The organism is Alcaligenes faecalis (assembly GCF_009497775.1).
GTDB lineage: Bacteria > Pseudomonadota > Gammaproteobacteria > Burkholderiales > Burkholderiaceae_B > Alcaligenes > Alcaligenes faecalis_D.
Window position 1 is genome coordinate 3,850,014 of record NZ_CP031012.1, and the last position, 15,863, is coordinate 3,865,876.

Genomic DNA, 15,863 nt, shown 5'->3' on the forward strand with positions numbered 1-15,863 from the left:
CTCTTTCAGATAAGGATTTCCATGACTCAGGTTTCAACGGCCGAACTGGCCAGCTGGCTCAATAGCACCTTGGATATCGCCCGTTTCAAGGACTACTGTCCCAATGGGCTCCAGGTCGAAGGCAAGCCATACATTGGCAAACTCGTCACCGGCGTGACGGCCTCGCTGGCACTGATTGATGCCGCTATTGCCCGCCAGGCGGACGCAATTTTGGTGCACCACGGCTGGTTCTGGAAGAACGAAAACCCGTGCATTGTTGGCACCCGAAAAACTCGTATCGAACGCGTCCTGTCGCATCAGCTTAACCTCTTGGGCTATCACCTGCCCCTGGATGCGCATCCCGAGTTTGGCAACAACGCTCAATTGGCTCGGCAGTTAGGCATTGAGGTGCTGCGTGACGAAAACGGCGTAGCACAAACCTGTGGTCCGGATGGACTGGTCTGGCTGGGCGAATTGCCAAGCCCCGTTTCCCTGGAAACATTCGGCCTGACAGTTTGCAATAATTTACAACGCAAACCGCTGATTGTTGGCGATTTACAACGGAAAATCCGCCGAATAGCCTGGTGCACAGGAGGGGCACAGGGCTTTATCGATAGCGCCATTGCAGCGCAAGCCGATCTTTACATCAGCGGCGAGGCGTCCGAACAGACTTTCCACAGTGCGCAGGAAAACGATATTGCCTTCATGGCAGCCGGTCACCACGCAACCGAGCGCTACGGTGCCAAGGCCTTGGGCGAAGAAATTGCGCGCCAGTTCGGCATTGAGGTGGAGTTCATCGATCTGGACAACCCGATCTGATTACGCCAAAAACCCGCACATATGACCTTGAACAAGCTTTAAAGCGCCACAGGCTAGACAAGCCCAGGCCATGAAAGGCTAAAATCAGGCATCCGGCGCGGGCGAACTTGACTCCGCCGGAAGGTTTACATAAACAAAAAGGTGCCGAAAGGCACCTTAAAGCTTTGATAAGTTTGGGCTTTTATTTTTTCAGCGAATCCCTGATCTCACGCAGCAAGATCACGTCTTCAGGGGTTGGTTCGGGTACGGCTTCAGCGGCCTCGGCCTTGGCCACAGTGGCGCGCATACGGTTAATCATCTTGACCATGCAAAACACCACGAAGGCCAGCAAGATGAAGTTGATCAAAATGGTCAGGAAGTTACCCCACGACAAAACAACAGCACCGGCCGCATTCAGAGCTTCCAGGGTTTCTGGGCCGGTAAAGCCCTCTGGTGTACGCAAGACCGTGAACTGATTGGTAAAATCCACCTCGCCGCCAAGGATGAAACTGATGACGGGCATGACGATGTCTTTTACCAGCGAGTCGATAATCTTGCCGAAAGCAGCGCCAATAATGACACCGACCGCAAGGTCCATCATGTTGCCCTTAACTGCGAACTCCCGGAATTCGTTAAGGAAACCTCGAGCCTTGTTCATATGTTCACCTTTGATCAAGTTATGCTGCGCTGGGTAAAGCGTATAATGTGCGGTTGAATAATATACCCAGGCCCAAATCCGTAAATTGTGGTATTGCCCGAGTCGGGCAGGAATAAGGATACTAGAATGAGTCAGAATACGACACAGCCCGATGCCATAGGCGCGGTTGATTTCAACCTTCCGCCCGATCCTTCGCGCCGCACCTGGGTCGCCACCGCCTGTGCATTAGGTGGTGTCGCTGGTGTGGCGACAGCTGTTCCCTTTGTCAGCTCCTTTGCCCCTTCCGAGAAGGCAAAAGCGGCCGGCGCTCCCGTAGAGGTTGATATCTCTGGTATCGCCCCCGGTCAGATGCGCACCGTGGAATGGCGCGGGAAACCTGTCTGGATTCTGCACCGCACCAAAGAGCAGCTGGACGCACTGCCCAAGCTGGACAGCCAGCTGGCCGACCCTGAATCGGATCGCCCTGGTTACACCCCTGCGTACGCCAAGAACGAATACCGTTCGCGTCGCCCTGAAATCTTTATCTGTATCGGTATTTGCACCCACCTGGGTTGCTCCCCTACCCCGCATCTGGCCGCTGGCGCTGGCGCCGGTCTGCCCGGTGGTTGGGAAGGCGGCTTTCTGTGCCCCTGCCACGGCTCCACGTTTGACCTGGCCGGCCGCGTCTACAGCAACAAGCCTGCTCCAGACAATCTGGAAATCCCGCCCTACGAGTTCTCGGCTGACGGCACGATGGTTACCATCGGCGTAGACGAAAACAACAAGGCCTAAGGCGGCTGTAACCCAATACGTACTATTTAAAAAGATAAAGGAGCCGTTTCATGGCTGGCGAGAAAACCGTCGAAACGACAGGACTCTTGGGATGGATTGACAGGCGTTTCCCCCTGACATCCATGTACAAAGAGCACATGTCAGAATATTACGCGCCGAAGAACTTCAACTTCTGGTACTTCTTTGGCTCTCTGGCACTGCTGGTGCTGGTTATCCAGATCGTGACAGGTATTTTCCTGGTCATGAACTACAAGCCTGATGCCAAGCTGGCCTTCGAGTCGGTTGAATACATCATGCGTGAAGTGCCCGGTGGCTGGATCATCCGCTACATGCACTCCACCGGCGCTTCCATGTTCTTCGTGGTGGTGTACCTGCACATGCTGCGCGGCCTGTTCTACGGTTCTTACCGCAAGCCACGTGAACTGGTCTGGATCTTTGGCGTTGCCATTTTCCTCTGTCTGATGGCTGAAGCCTTCATGGGCTACCTGCTGCCATGGGGCCAGATGTCCTACTGGGGTGCCCAGGTGATTGTTAACCTGTTCTCGGCCATTCCTTTCATTGGTCCTGACCTGGCTATTTTCATCCGTGGTGACTACGTGGTGTCCGACGCCACCCTGAACCGCTTCTTTGCCCTGCACGTGATTGCTGTGCCTCTGGTCCTGCTGGGTCTGGTTGTGGCTCACCTGATCGCTCTGCACGAAGTGGGTTCCAACAACCCCGACGGTATCGAAATCAAAGAAGGCCCCAAAGACGCCAAAGGCCGTCCTTTGGATGGTATTCCCTTCCACCCCTACTACTCGGTGCACGACATCCTGGGTGTGGCTGGCTTCCTGATTGTGTTTGCAGCGATTGTGTTCTTTGCCCCTGAAATGGGCGGCTACTTCCTGGAGTTCAACAACTTCAGCCCAGCCGATGCACTGAAGACTCCTCCGCACATTGCACCTGTCTGGTACTTCACGCCTTTCTACTCCATGCTGCGTGCCACGACCGCCGACTTTACCTGGGTTCTGGCCGGTGCTTCCGTGCTGGGTGCTCTGGTGCTGTTCGTCAAAGGCAAGTTGCCCGGTATCTGGCGTCTGGCCGTCCCCGCTATCCTGATCGGTGTTGCCGTGCTGCTGCGCGTTATTGACGCCAAGTTCTGGGGTGTGGTGGCCATGGGTGGTACGGTCGTGATCCTGTTCTTCCTGCCTTGGCTGGACAAATCGCCTGTGAAGTCGATCCGTTACCGTCCAAGCTGGCACAAAGTGCTGTACGCGATTTTCCTGGTCAACTTCCTGATCCTGGGTTACCTGGGCACGCAAGCTCCAAACGACTTGTTTAACTTGCTGAGCCAGATCGGTACGGTGATCTACCTGGCCTTCTTCCTGCTGATGCCGGTATGGAGCCGCATGGGTACGTTCAAACCCGAACCCGATCGCGTGACTTTCCGCCCTCACTAGGCCCCCAACAAGAAACGGAATGACCATGATTAAGAAACTGCTTGGCGCTCTGGCCTTGTCCCTTACCTGCACGGTGGCTGGTGCCGCCGGAGGTGGCTATGCCCTGGAGCGCGCGCCCGACCGCATGAATGACATGGCGGCGTTGCAAAATGGCGCAAAACTGTTTGTGAACTACTGTCTGAACTGTCATAGCGCCAACTCCATGCGCTACAACAAGCTGACAGACATCGGCCTGACCGAAGAAGACATCAAGAAAAACTTGCTGTTCTCCTCGGACAAGGTGGGTGATCTGATGAAGATCGCCATGACCCCGGAAATGGGCAAGAAGTGGTTTGGTGCTGCTCCTCCTGACCTGTCCGTAATTGCACGTGCCAAGTCCACCAACCTGGGCCCTAGCGGCGCAGACTACATCTACACCTACTTGCGTACGTTCTACCGTGACGCATCCCGCCCAACCGGCTGGGATAACCTGGTTTTCCCAAGCGTGGGTATGCCTCACGCCATGTGGGAGCGCCAGGGTGGCGTTACCTTGAACCGCACGACCGTGGCTGAAACCGCCAAGGACGACGGCACCAAGGAATGGGTCAAGACCACGGCCAGCTACGATCCAACCGGCTTTTCCTCCGTCAAGACCGAAGTTCTGGCCAACTACACCGGCCACGCAACTGACTCGGTCAAGCTGGAGCCTGTCAATGCCAAGATGGCTGCCAAGTACGACAGCGATGTCGCTGACCTGGCCAACTTCATGGACTGGATGGCAGAGCCTGTGCAGCTGGAGCGCAAGAAAATCGGCGTGGGCGTGATCCTGTTCCTGCTCTTGTTCTTTGCCGTTGCATGGCGCCTGAACAGCGTTTTCTGGAAAGACATCAAGTAAAACGCTATGCTAGACGGGCAGGCCTAACTAGCCTGCCCGGCTTTTTATTGTTAAAACCCCTTGCAGGGTTTTAAATTCTGAGCCGTGAGGCTCTTGTTTTTATTTCTACGACTGGAATCTCCTACCATGATGGTGCTCTACTCTGGAACAACTTGCCCATTCTCACAGCGCTGCCGTTTCGTGTTGTTTGAAAAAGGCATGGATTTCGAGATCCGCGACATCGACTTGTACAACAAGCCTGAAGATATCGCCGTCATGAACCCCTACGGACAGGTGCCAATCCTGGTAGAACGTGACCTGATCTTGTACGAATCGAACATCATCAATGAGTACATTGATGAGCGTTTCCCGCATCCTCAGCTGATGCCAGCGGACCCCACCATGCGCGCCCGCACACGCCTGTTCCTGTACAACTTCGAAAAGGAACTGTTTGTGCACGTGGCCGCCCTGGAAGACCGCCGCAACGCGGATGCCAAGGCACAAGAACTGGCCCGTCAACAAATCCGCAACCACTTGTCGCAGCTGGCTCCGATCCTGCTCAAGAACAAGTACATGCTGGGTGAAGAGTTCTCCATGCTGGACGTGGCGATCGCTCCCCTGCTCTGGCGCCTGGACCACTACGGTATCGAACTGCCCAAGAGCGCCGCTCCTGTGCAAAAGTACGCCGAGCGCGTATTCTCGCGTCCTGCTTACATTGAAGCACTGACTCCTTCCGAAAAAGTCATGCGTCGCTAATCCATCATGCAAGAGACCTCGACCAAGCCTTACCTGCTGCGCGCTCTACACGAATGGTGTTCCGACCACGGATACACCCCACACATTGTGGTTACAGTAGACGCCAACACCGTTGTTCCACGCGGCCATATTCAGGATGGACAAATCACCCTGAATATCGGACATCTGGCCACCAATGGCCTGATCCTGGGCAACGACTACATTGAATTCCAGGCCCGCTTTGGCGGTGTTACGGAAGACATTTTCGTGCCCGTGGCGGCTGTATCGGCCATCTACGCACGCGAAACAGGCGCTGGTATGGGTTTTGAAGTGATGGAGTCCGAGCCTTACGCTGAAGACGAGGCGCAAGATGCAGCTCCTGAAGCGGCACCGGAAGCGCCCGCTGCCAAGAAAGACGCTGACAAGGTCTCGCACCTGAAGATCGTCAAATAAGGCGCGTTCGACGCAGACAAAAATAGAGCCCCGCATGGGGCTCTATTTTTTTGGGTCTACTTGGCAGCAAGCATCCGAACGCTGGCTTTGGCAGATCAGTATCAGCTACTTAAAGCCAGTCCAGGGAATATTCAGTCATCTACAAGCACTGGAAATATTACCCAAACATCCAGCCCGCCCTTTACCCTTGCACCGCCTCAGCCTGATTACGGCGACGGCCAGCCGCCACACGCCACTCCAGCAGGCTCTTGAGCATCACCGACACAATCGCGAATACCGCCAGCAGTGCAGCCGCTGTAAAAGCCGCAGCCGCCTTGTTATCGTTATTCAGCTGATCCACCAGCAGAGACAAGGTCAAAGTCTGATTCATGATGGTGCCCGACACCACGGACACAGCACCAAACTCGCCAATCGCGCGAGCATTGGTCAGCACCACGCCATAGAGCAAGGCCCATTTGATATCCGGCAGCGTCACGTGCCAGAAGATCTGCCAACCATTGGCGCCCAGACTTAACGCTGCCGCCTGAGCATCCGAACCCTGAGCCTGCATGATGGGAATCAGGATACGAGCCACATAAGGCGTCGTCACAAAGATAGTGACCATCAGGATACCCGGCCAGGCAAACATCAATTGAATATCATGCGCGCTTAGCCACTGCCCCAGGGAAGACTCCACACCGTAGACCACCAGATAGCACAGGCCCGCTACCACAGGCGACACAGCATAAGGCAAGTCCACCAAGGTACTTAGCAAACGACGGCCACGGAACTGGTAATGCGTCAGACACCAGGCCAGCAAGATGCCAAAGACCATGTTCAAGGGCACAGTCAGCACCGCCACGAACAGGGTCAGCCCGATGGCGTGAAGCATATAGTCCTCTTGCAGATTGCTCCACAAGGCAGGCAAGCCATCACCCAAGGCTTTGGAGAAAATCAGCAGCAAGGGGACCACCAGCAGACCCAGTACCAACACAATACCCAAGGCCAGAATCAGGCGGTCGGCCGTGCTTTTAGGTGTTTTTCTCATGGTGCCCTCCGCTGCCAGCCCAATAGACGATTTTGCACCAGTTGCAAAGTGAACAAGAGCAGCAAGGAGGCGATCAGGATTACCGAGGCAATCGCAGCGGCAGCCGGGTAATTGAACTCTTGCAGGCGCACAAAAATCATCAGGGACGATACTTCGGTTTTGAAGGGGATATTGCCCGCAATCATGATGACTGCGCCAAACTCACCCAGGCTACGAATAAAAGCCTGAGAGGATCCAGTCACCAAAGCAGGAATCAGCGGCGGGAACACCACTTTGCTGAAAGTCTGCCAACCACTGGCACCCAGCGTGTGAGCAACCTCTTCATATTCGGCACCCAGCTCTTCAATCACGGGCTGCACAATACGCACCACAAAGGGCAAGCTGGTGAAGGTCATGGCCAGAACAATACCGGGGTATTGATAAGCGACCTTCCAGCCCTCCGGCAGAAACTGACCAAACCAGCCACCGGGTACAAACAGCGTCGCCAGGGTCAAACCCGCTACCGACGTTGGCAAAGCAAACGGTAGGTCTACCAAAGCATCAATCAGACGACGCCCCGGAAACTCAAAACGCGTAATGATCCAGGCGATGATAAAACCCACCACACTGGCAATCACGGTGGAATAAAAGGCAGCACTGATCGTGACCTGATAACTGCTGACAACGCGTTTATCAGTCACCGCACGCCAATAATCGGCCAGGCTCATGTCACTGACGTACATGAACAAGGCCGACAAAGGCAGTAGCACAATAATGGACAGGTACAGGACGCTAAAGCCAAAGCTCAGTCCAAAACCCGGCATGACGGGGCGGCGCAGAAAGAAGATGGGCTTTAGCGCAGTCTTCGCCCCGGAATCCTGCGCCTCGCCCACAAGAGTACGGCTCATGAATTACTTGGCCAGCAACTGGTCCAACACTCCGTTTGCAGCAAAGTGACGGCTTTGAATGTCAGTCCAGGAACCCAGAACGTCGGTAGGATTGATCAGCTTGACCGGCGCGTACTTGGACTCGAATTCCTTGGCCACGGCAGGATCCGTCACACGGTAGTTGAAGCCAGCCAGCAGACGTTGAATCTCGGGGGTGTACTGGAACTTCAGGTATTCGGTTGCTTCCTTGCGAGTGCCTTTCTGGTCAACCACACGGTCCACCACGGCGACAGGGAATTCGGCCAATACGCTGACAGGTGGCACCACCACTTCCAGCTCGCTGCCCTTGAACTCGTCGCTGGCAGCAATATTGATCACTTCGGATTCAAAGGTCAGCAACACATCGCCCTGACCGTTCTGGGCAAAAGCCACGGTCGCGCCACGGCCACCTGTGGGGAAGCTCTCTACATTACCCAACACCTTGCCCACAAACTCCTTGATCTTGGCTTCATCACCGCCAAAAGCCTCGTTGGCATACAACCAGGAAGCCAGGTAGGTGTAGCGGGCATTGCCCGAGGTTTTAGGGTTCGGGAACACCAGTTTCACATCGTCGCGCACCAGATCATCCCAGGACTTGATGTTCTTGGGATTGCCCTTGCGCACCAGGAAAGCAATGGTGCTGTAGTAAGGCGAACTGTTGTTCGGGAATTTAGTGGCCCAATCCTTGGCAACTGCACCGCGCTCGGCCAGGAACTCAATATCGGTGACCTGGTTGAAGGTGACGGTATCGACTTTCTTGCCCTGAATAATGTCCTGGGCCTGACGGGAAGTACCGGCAAAAGACTGGTCAATCTTGATGTCTTCACCCGTGGTGGCTTTCCAGTGCTCGATAAACTTGGGGTTGATCGCCGCAAAGGTCTCGCGCGCTACATCAAACGAGGCGTTCAGCAAAGAAACCTGGGCACTGGCTGTGCCCCCCAGCAAAGACGCCAACAACAAGGCAGAGCCAACAACAGACTTCAATTTCATGGTGTTCCCCAGAGTTCCCGGACGCGGCCTTCGGAGCCCGTCACTGATGTTCAATCGCGTGCTATCTATATAAGCGCAGCTTGGATAGATCAGATTATGGGTAGGGGAAAAGGCATTTAAAACGACATTTTCATCATGCTCTTATAACCAGAACCTATCTATTGGCTGGGCTGGCGCGGCGTGGGCCACAGCAATATTTTTCTGGTGATTGCTTCTTTACAAAAAACCCGGCTATAATCGTCAATTCGCCGGCTTAGCTCAGTTGGTAGAGCAGCGCACTTGTAATGCGAAGGTCGAGGGTTCAACTCCTTTAGCCGGCACCACGAATACCGCGGGTAACCGCACAAAAGGGTCATCAGAAATGATGGCCCTTTTCGTTTTTGGCTTCACCCATAACATTCTGCGGGATCGCAAAAGATCCCCTTGGTACAGCACACAGCTGTTCATTACCCAGTCGGTTTGGACCTGAGCCGACCCGCAACTTTCTTGCCGATACCGGCAGACTCACACCTGCACAATCCTGGCTTAGAGGCCAGGGCATCATCAAATAATTAAAACAGCAGGCTGTTGAAAGCGATGTAGCAACAAGCTTGTGCAGCCCACTGCCATTGCAAGCAATCACAATTGTCCGAGCAGAGCACAAACCGCTTCGTCTTTCTCCGTGAAAGAAAACGAAGGAATTTCTTTAGCCCTCAACAAAAATTAATAGTTAATTAAAAAACCATAATTTTCAGAAAAGAAAATATCTGAAGATTCATTTTTATTATTTCTGATAATTTATTTAAAAATTTGTTTATTTAAAATAAAAACAAAGATATATCTTACGATATAAATCAATTGATTTTTAACCAAAAATTATTAATAACGACCACTTATATAGAAAACACTTCTATTGGTTTTTAATTAGCCAGCAAAGGGCTTATGCAATATCCAAGGTTGTGGAGTATCATGCAATTTAGTAAAAAATCATGATCTCTCTTGTTTTTTTGTAACACTACTGCTGTATTAAGCAGCCGCCTTCGTTAACTTGTTTCATGTTTACTCTTAGACAATGATTCCCTCTACACAGAAGCCGTAGGGCCAACCCTGGCAACAAATAAATCAAGAATATTGAAATTTAAACCATGTGCAGGTTTTTCTGATTTAGCACCTTCTTTTCCCTATTTAGGCAGCTAAGACGGAAATGCTTTGTAGCCAAAAAACTGGCTCTCGCAGATGGATTGAAGCTCGGAACTTCGAACAGCCAAGCAAGCGATTCAAGATGGGACACAGTAGCCTGAATCACCCCCTCCTTCTGGGCCCAGGCCTACTCCGGTAACAGCTAAAGCTATCTGCTGAGATAGCGTGTAACCGCACTTCGTAGTTCGACATTAGGCATGCCGCCACATGGCTCCAAGGCAGCCCTGCTTCTCTCGTTAAACAGTTTAGGATTGCTCTCTAATGTCAGAATTTCAACTACGTAGCGCAGCGCAAGATAGCGATATCGATTTAGTGCAACTTGTTCAGAAGCTCTGGGAAGGACGCATTATCTTGTTGGGGTTTTTGCTCGCAGGCTTGGTGCTTTCAGCAGTCTATGCCTTGACGGCCAAGGAGCAATGGACATCTGTCGCCTATGTCAGCGCTCCCCGAGTGGAACAAATTAGCGCCTACCTTGATCAACGCCGCGCAATGGCACGAGTCACTGGCAATCAGTCAATTGATACCAGCGCGCTGAGTGCCTTGCTGTTCCACACCTTCGTTGCACAAGCGGCAATCTCAAGAAATCAATGGGCTTACCTCAGCGAAACTGAGTACTACAACCGCCAAAAGACGGCAGACACAAAAGCTGACCACATACTGTTGCTAGACCTGGTCGACCAGCTGAAAATCAAAACCCCTAGCGATGATGAGATCGCGCCGCATTACAAATTCTCCTTTAGCGCTGACACAGCGGAGCAAGCCCAGGAGGTACTAACGGGTTATCTCAATTGGATCAACAAGCTTTCATTCGACCAAGTTGACAAGGAGTTCAACGATCAACTGAATGCGCAGATACTCTCTCGGCAAACCGATCTCAACAACATCGAATTCAAGCTCTCAACAGACCGACAGCACAGCATCGACAATCTCAAGACGGCCCTGCATACCGCCAAACTTGCCGGTATTACGGACTACGTCGTAGCACGCCAGACAGGCGGCTCCACGATTATTGAGCTCAGCGATAGCAGACGCCTTTTTATGCTGGGTGAAAAGTATCTGAGCGCCGAGCTCGAAACCTGGGAAAACACCCCGATTATTTACCCACCCAACTACTACGAAATAAAGCACGAGCTTACACAGCTTGAGCCACTGCGAAACTACAAAATAGATGCTATCTCTTACTTCACTCAACGGGCTCCCACAGCACCGTTAAAACGCGACAAACCTCAGCGCCTACTCGTCGTAATTCTGGGAAGCCTGTTCGGTGGAATGATGGGGATCTTATGGATACTTTGTCGAGAGGCATTTCGACAAAAAACACCAGGAATGACTACGAAAAAAAAGCTGCTTAAAACCAGCCAGATCGAGCAGGCGAAAATTACCAAAACAGCCTGACCCGCAATCAGAGAAATAGCTTTAGGTAATTAATAATATAAACCTAAAAATTAAAGGTGGTGAGTCATTAAAACCGTGCGTTTGCATGATTAAAAAACTTGATTTTGTTTATCCAAACATCGACCCAAGCTAACTCAATAAGCTCGCGTGGTGAAGCGAGCTTAAAACTCAGTGCTTAGCTACGTCGAGATACGACATTCGGATAACTCATCAAGGCGACTCGCACCCAACAAAATCATCGTCCGCTCCAGCTCCTGAGCGATCAAGCCAAGCACTTGTGCAACGCCCTGCTCGCCGCCTTGCGCTAAACCATAAGCAACGGCGCGGCCCAAGAATGCGCCGCTTGCCCCACAGGCGATGGCTTTGGCGACATCCGAACCCCGCCGAAAGCCGCTATCGATAAATACCGGTATCTGCGTTTTGACGATATCCATGATCTGCGGGAGCACACTGATTGTTGAAGGTGCGCAGTCCAGTTGTCGGCCACCGTGATTGGAAACAATCAGCCCATCTACGCCGTAGCGCAGCGCCTGACCTGCGTCTTCAGGATGCAGCACGCCTTTGATCAACAAGGGGCCCTCCCATTTGGAGCGCAGCCAGGAGACATCGTCCCACACCAGACGGCGGTCCATGCTCCGCGCCAGCAGTGCCGCCTGTGCCTGTGCAGAGCTGGCGCCCTCTGTGGGCATCAAATTGACGAACTGGGGCTGCCCGGCCAAAGCCTGCCGCCACAGCCAACGGGGCTGCGACGCCATATCCAGCAACAAACGAGGACCTGGACGAAACGGCAACTTGAAACCGTGGCGTATGTCTTTTTCTCTATAGCCCCCTACGGGCACATCTACGGTCAAAACCAAAGCCTCAAAGCCGGCTTGACGAGCACGATCCAGAATGGAATTGGCCATACCTCTGTCTTGCATCACATACAGCTGCATCCAGCATGGGCCTTCGCAGGCTTCACGCACTTCTTCCAAAGGACTATTGGAGGCGGTAGACAGGATGTATGGCAAGCCAGCCTTGCCCGCTGCACGAGCAGCGAGCAGATCCCCACGAGGGCGCACAACGTCGATCAGGCCAACGGGGGCCACGCCAAAAGGCGCTGACCATCGGCGTCCAAAAACCTCTATCTCTGTTGAAAGCGCCGAGGTATCACGCAGACTGCGTGGCGCTAAAGTCCGTGCCTGCAAATCCGCTTGGTTACGGGCCAGGCAACGTTCATCCTCCGCCCCGCCTGCCACATAGTCATAGACAAAGCGTGGCAAGCTGCTTTGAGCCGCTAACTGAAAATCCTGAATGTTGAGCCGCATGATGCAAGCTGTCTCCCACCTGATGCCGGGCGTTCAAGACCCGATTCAATTTAATTATTTAAGCATCAAGTATATGACTGAAAACGCTGCGCCATGCAAAGAAAACAAGCCTGTCTCTGCTCAGCCAGAGGGGAAGGTTTTGCCAAAATCAGGCGATACACACGATCGATTGCTCATAAAAAAGCAGCGGTTCAAACCTGAAGCTTGAAACCGCTGTTTTTCTACGCCAACCCTTACAGGTTCACCGGTGTCACAAGCCCCCCTTCCGTGACGAAGCGCTCGACATTCCTCAGCACCAGTTCACACATGGCGGCTCGGGTTTCGCGGGTTGCGCTGCCTACATGGGGCAACACTACGACTCGCTCGTTGCTCAGCAACTCGTCGGGCACTTCGGGTTCGTTCTCGAACACATCCAGCCCGGCGCCGCCCAATTGGCCGTTTTCAAGCGCGGCGACCAATGCTTTTTCATCCACGACAGAGCCGCGGGCGACGTTGATGAGATAACCGTTGGGCCCAAGCGCTTTCAAGACCTCGGCAGACACCAGATGGTAGGTTTCCGGGCTGCCGGGGCAAGCCACGATGAGGAAATCGCACCACTGCGCCAAAGCCAGCAGCGAAGGCTCGTGCTGCCAAGGCAGCTCGGGTTTCGCGCTACGTGTGTGATAGCGGATCTCCATATCAAAGCCGATCGCACGACGTGCAATGACCTGGCCGACCCGACCCATACCCAGCATACCCAGGCGCTTGCCACTGACCCGAGTGCTTGGCATGGTAGGGCCGACACGCGGCCAGTCACCACGCCTAACATGGCGGTCGGAAGCAGAGATGCCCCGCACCGTATCTATCAGCAGACCCATGGCCAAGTCGGCCACACAGTCATTCAGAACGTCCGGAGTATTGCTCAGCATCACCCCACGCGCACGAACTGCATCCAGGTCGATAGCATCGTAGCCAACGCCCAGACTACAAATCGCTTTCAGGTTTGGCAGTGCATCAATCAACGCCTTGTCTGCACCCTGCGTTCCTGTGGTGATCAGCACCGTGAATTCAGCCCCGTGTTCACGCAAGAACGCTGCTTGGTCAGGCGCATCACTCAGGGTTTCGACGTGACACAAGGCAGGCAGTTTGCCCGCCAGCGGTGGCGGCAAGGGGCAGGCTTGGAGAATCTTCTGGTTCATGGTCATTATTCGCTCGTAAAGACGTCGAAATCGACTTGTTTCAGCAGTGCATTGCTCTGGCGTATGACATGGCCGGCAGCAGAGGCTTTGCGGCGGTAGGCCAACCAGCGAGGGTCAGCTTCCAGCGCGTTACGACGGGCTTCTCGGTCGGCCATATCTTCGTATGCCCACAGATGGACCACCTGATTCAGCTCGCCCACTTCCGTGGTGTAGTAGCCGTGGCAAGCGCCCAGATGCTCGATCTGTACGGCACGCCCTTCCGTCGCATACAGGGACAGGAAATCGCGCAGCAGGCCGGTGGGGATGGTATAGGTTCTTTGGTCGATAATCATGTTGCGAATCCGTTTTTATCCAAGGTATTTGGGCAAGAGCAGCGAGATGACCGGGAAGGCCAAAAGCACGGCCAGGCGGAAAACGTCGGCTACCACGAAGGGAATCACACCCCGATACAGCGTGCTCATCTTCACGTCGGGCAGCAGGCTTTTCAGAACCATCACGTTCATGCCCACGGGCGGAGTGATGAAGCTGATTTCAGTGACCACCACCACAATGATGCCGAACCAGATCAGGTCAAAGCCCAGGTGCTGCACCAGCGGGTAGAAAATGGGCACGGTCAGCAAGACCATGGACATGCTTTCCAGCACACTGCCCAGTACGATGTAAATCGCGCAAATCAGCAGGATCACCACGATCGGGCTCATGTCGAACTGCTGCACCCAATCCTGCAAGTCGCCAGGCATGGAGGTGAAGTTGATGAAGCTGGAAAACAGCAAGGCACCAATCAGCACCATGAACAGCATACCCGTGGTACGAGCCGACTCAACCAACACGTTGGAGAGGATTTGCCAGTTCAGCCGCCCACGCAGCAACGCGAACAGGAAGGCACCACAAGCACCAATCCCAGCGGCCTCGGTGGAACTGAAGATCCCGCCGTAAATACCGCCCATGACGATGATGAACAGCACCAACACACCCCAGACATCACGCAATGCGCGCAAACGCTCTTTCCAGCTCATGCGCTCGCCGGGAGGGCCCGCATTGGGGTCGCGCCAGATCGTCCAGCGCACCGCCAGAAGGTAGAAAACAATAGCCAGCAAGCCCGGTAAAATACCGGCGGCAAACATCTTGCCTATGCTTTGTTCGGTCAGGATGGCATAGACCACCATGACAATAGAAGGCGGAATCAGAATGCCCAGCGTGCCACCGGCAGCGATGGAACCGGAAGCCAGCGCACGGCTATAGCCCAGTCTGCGCATTTCCGGATACGCCACCTTGGACATGGTGGCCGCTGTTGCCAGACTGGAGCCACATACCGCACCAAAACCACCACAGGCCACCACTGTAGACATGGCCAAGCCACCTTTACGATGCCCCAGGAAGGCATACGCAGCGGCATAGAGTTCTTTGGACAACTTGGCTTGCGTAATGAAGTTACCCATCAAAATGAACAGCGGCAGCACAGACAGCAAATACTGAAAACCACTTTCACGTACCACTGCGCCGGTCATGGCGTAGGCAGAAGGCCAATTGCGCATGATGCCCACGCCAATAAAGCCCACCAGGGCCATGGAAAACGCCACCGGCACCCGCAGGAAGATCAAGAGGAGCATGGCTGCAAAGCCAATCAGTGCTTCAGTCATTCTGTGCCTCTTCTTCCAGATGGGCCGTGTCTGCGTTCAGGTCTCGACGAAGCTGAGCCAGCTCCACGATAGTGTTGACGAACAGCATGATGCTCATGAAATAAACAACCGGGGCCAGTGGCAGCCCCAGCAAGGTGGTCTGATCAGCGTACTCGGCCGCCGACTCGGCTTGTGTCCAGCTGACCATCGCCAGCAAGGCGCTGATTCCGGCGGCCAGCAAATGGCTGGCAACATGGACCACACGGGTGCCCTTCTCCCCTCCCGGAATGGGCACCAGATCCACCACCACGTGTTCGCGTTCCATCGTGGCAAACACGATGCCGCAGAAAATCACACCCACCATCAGTACTTCGGTCAGCTCTACCGCCCCCATGACCGATACGTTGAAAATGTAGCGCCCTAATACATCAGCCAAAGTCAGCAAGGCCAGCGCGACCATGCATAACTCAGTCAGACGTCGAAGACCCGCTCTTAATAAAGAGAGAATGGAGTTCATGCTTTGTAGCTCCGGGACTGCTGGCGCACGAGGCGCACAGCAGGTTCAAGACAGTCTGCG

The 15,863-nt window shown here is 54.0% G+C and carries 17 protein-coding genes and 1 tRNA gene; 9 read left to right on the top strand and 9 right to left on the bottom strand.

The window, feature by feature from the left end; genetic code table 11:
* Window positions 1-21: 21 nt before the first annotated feature.
* A complete protein-coding gene (locus DUD43_RS17640; protein WP_153231302.1) occupies window positions 22-798 on the top strand; it encodes a Nif3-like dinuclear metal center hexameric protein in 777 nt (258 codons plus the stop codon).
* Window positions 799-979: 181 nt separating this feature from the next.
* Here DUD43_RS17640 and mscL read toward each other — a convergent pair whose 3' ends face one another.
* Entirely contained in the window at window positions 980-1,435 is a 456-nt protein-coding gene (gene mscL, locus DUD43_RS17645; protein ID WP_153231303.1) for a large conductance mechanosensitive channel protein MscL, read from the bottom strand.
* A 126-nt stretch (window positions 1,436-1,561) separates the two neighbouring features.
* Between mscL and petA the strand changes: the two genes are divergently transcribed.
* The 5 genes from petA (at window position 1,562) to DUD43_RS17670 (ending at window position 5,686) form a co-directional block, all read left to right on the top strand.
* Window positions 1,562-2,206 carry a ubiquinol-cytochrome c reductase iron-sulfur subunit gene (gene petA, locus DUD43_RS17650; RefSeq protein ID WP_153231304.1) on the top strand — a complete coding sequence of 215 codons (645 nt, stop codon included), beginning with the start codon at window positions 1,562-1,564 and terminating at the stop codon, window positions 2,204-2,206.
* A gap of 50 nt (window positions 2,207-2,256) precedes the next feature.
* Window positions 2,257-3,645: a cytochrome b gene (locus tag DUD43_RS17655; protein ID WP_153231305.1), complete on the top strand. Its 1,389-nt coding sequence runs from the start codon at window positions 2,257-2,259 to the stop codon at window positions 3,643-3,645.
* 19 nt (window positions 3,646-3,664) lie between these two features.
* Window positions 3,665-4,519 carry a cytochrome c1 gene (locus tag DUD43_RS17660; RefSeq protein ID WP_153231306.1) on the top strand — a complete coding sequence of 285 codons (855 nt, stop codon included), beginning with the start codon at window positions 3,665-3,667 and terminating at the stop codon, window positions 4,517-4,519.
* Window positions 4,520-4,645: 126 nt separating this feature from the next.
* On the top strand, window positions 4,646-5,254 hold the full coding sequence (locus DUD43_RS17665; protein ID WP_009455466.1) for a glutathione S-transferase N-terminal domain-containing protein: 609 nt from the start codon (window positions 4,646-4,648) through the stop codon (window positions 5,252-5,254).
* A gap of 6 nt (window positions 5,255-5,260) precedes the next feature.
* A complete protein-coding gene (locus DUD43_RS17670; RefSeq protein ID WP_153231307.1) occupies window positions 5,261-5,686 on the top strand; it encodes a ClpXP protease specificity-enhancing factor in 426 nt (141 codons plus the stop codon).
* 181 nt (window positions 5,687-5,867) lie between these two features.
* On the opposite strand, the gene cysW is transcribed toward DUD43_RS17670, so the two are convergent.
* Genes cysW through cysP form a run of 3 tightly spaced genes read right to left on the bottom strand, consistent with a single transcriptional unit; the run spans window position 5,868 to window position 8,608 of the window.
* The gene (gene cysW, locus DUD43_RS17675) at window positions 5,868-6,713 is read right to left on the bottom strand and encodes a sulfate ABC transporter permease subunit CysW (protein WP_153231308.1); all 846 of its coding nucleotides are present in this window, start codon (window positions 6,711-6,713) and stop codon (window positions 5,868-5,870) included.
* Window positions 6,710-7,600, bottom strand: coding sequence for a sulfate ABC transporter permease subunit CysT (gene cysT / locus DUD43_RS17680; protein WP_153231309.1), 891 nt, complete (start codon window positions 7,598-7,600; stop codon window positions 6,710-6,712). The genes cysW and cysT overlap by 4 nt, the downstream gene beginning before the upstream one ends.
* A gap of 3 nt (window positions 7,601-7,603) precedes the next feature.
* Window positions 7,604-8,608, bottom strand: coding sequence for a thiosulfate ABC transporter substrate-binding protein CysP (cysP, locus tag DUD43_RS17685; protein WP_153231310.1), 1,005 nt, complete (start codon window positions 8,606-8,608; stop codon window positions 7,604-7,606).
* Between the two features lie 247 nt (window positions 8,609-8,855).
* Between cysP and DUD43_RS17690 the strand changes: the two genes are divergently transcribed.
* Both DUD43_RS17690 and DUD43_RS17695 read left to right on the top strand, forming a co-directional pair.
* Window positions 8,856-8,931, top strand: a tRNA-Thr gene (locus DUD43_RS17690).
* 1,117 nt (window positions 8,932-10,048) lie between these two features.
* Complete coding sequence (locus DUD43_RS17695; protein WP_153231311.1) at window positions 10,049-11,182, top strand: LPS O-antigen chain length determinant protein WzzB; 1,134 nt, start codon at window positions 10,049-10,051, stop codon at window positions 11,180-11,182.
* Window positions 11,183-11,361: 179 nt separating this feature from the next.
* Here the strand turns inward: DUD43_RS17695 and DUD43_RS17700 are convergent, their stop codons facing one another.
* On the bottom strand, window positions 11,362-12,489 hold the full coding sequence (locus DUD43_RS17700) for an alpha-hydroxy acid oxidase (RefSeq protein ID WP_153231312.1): 1,128 nt from the start codon (window positions 12,487-12,489) through the stop codon (window positions 11,362-11,364).
* Here DUD43_RS17700 and DUD43_RS17705 point away from each other — a divergent pair.
* A complete protein-coding gene (locus DUD43_RS17705; protein ID WP_153231313.1) occupies window positions 12,488-12,697 on the top strand; it encodes a hypothetical protein in 210 nt (69 codons plus the stop codon). The genes DUD43_RS17700 and DUD43_RS17705 overlap by 2 nt on opposite strands.
* A 25-nt stretch (window positions 12,698-12,722) precedes the next feature.
* On the opposite strand, the gene DUD43_RS17710 is transcribed toward DUD43_RS17705, so the two are convergent.
* The 4 genes from DUD43_RS17710 to DUD43_RS17725 are packed head-to-tail and all read right to left on the bottom strand — an operon-like array spanning window position 12,723 to window position 15,803.
* Window positions 12,723-13,673 (bottom strand): 2-hydroxyacid dehydrogenase, encoded by a 951-nt coding sequence (locus DUD43_RS17710; protein ID WP_153231314.1) that lies wholly within the window; start codon window positions 13,671-13,673, stop codon window positions 12,723-12,725.
* Window positions 13,673-13,999, bottom strand: coding sequence for an NIPSNAP family protein (locus DUD43_RS17715; protein ID WP_153231315.1), 327 nt, complete (start codon window positions 13,997-13,999; stop codon window positions 13,673-13,675). Before DUD43_RS17715 ends, DUD43_RS17710 begins: the two co-directional genes overlap by 1 nt.
* A 15-nt stretch (window positions 14,000-14,014) precedes the next feature.
* Complete coding sequence (locus tag DUD43_RS17720) at window positions 14,015-15,307, bottom strand: TRAP transporter large permease (protein ID WP_153231316.1); 1,293 nt, start codon at window positions 15,305-15,307, stop codon at window positions 14,015-14,017.
* Window positions 15,300-15,803 (bottom strand): TRAP transporter small permease, encoded by a 504-nt coding sequence (locus DUD43_RS17725; RefSeq protein ID WP_228125844.1) that lies wholly within the window; start codon window positions 15,801-15,803, stop codon window positions 15,300-15,302. Before DUD43_RS17725 ends, DUD43_RS17720 begins: the two co-directional genes overlap by 8 nt.
* Window positions 15,804-15,863: the final 60 nt, after the last annotated feature.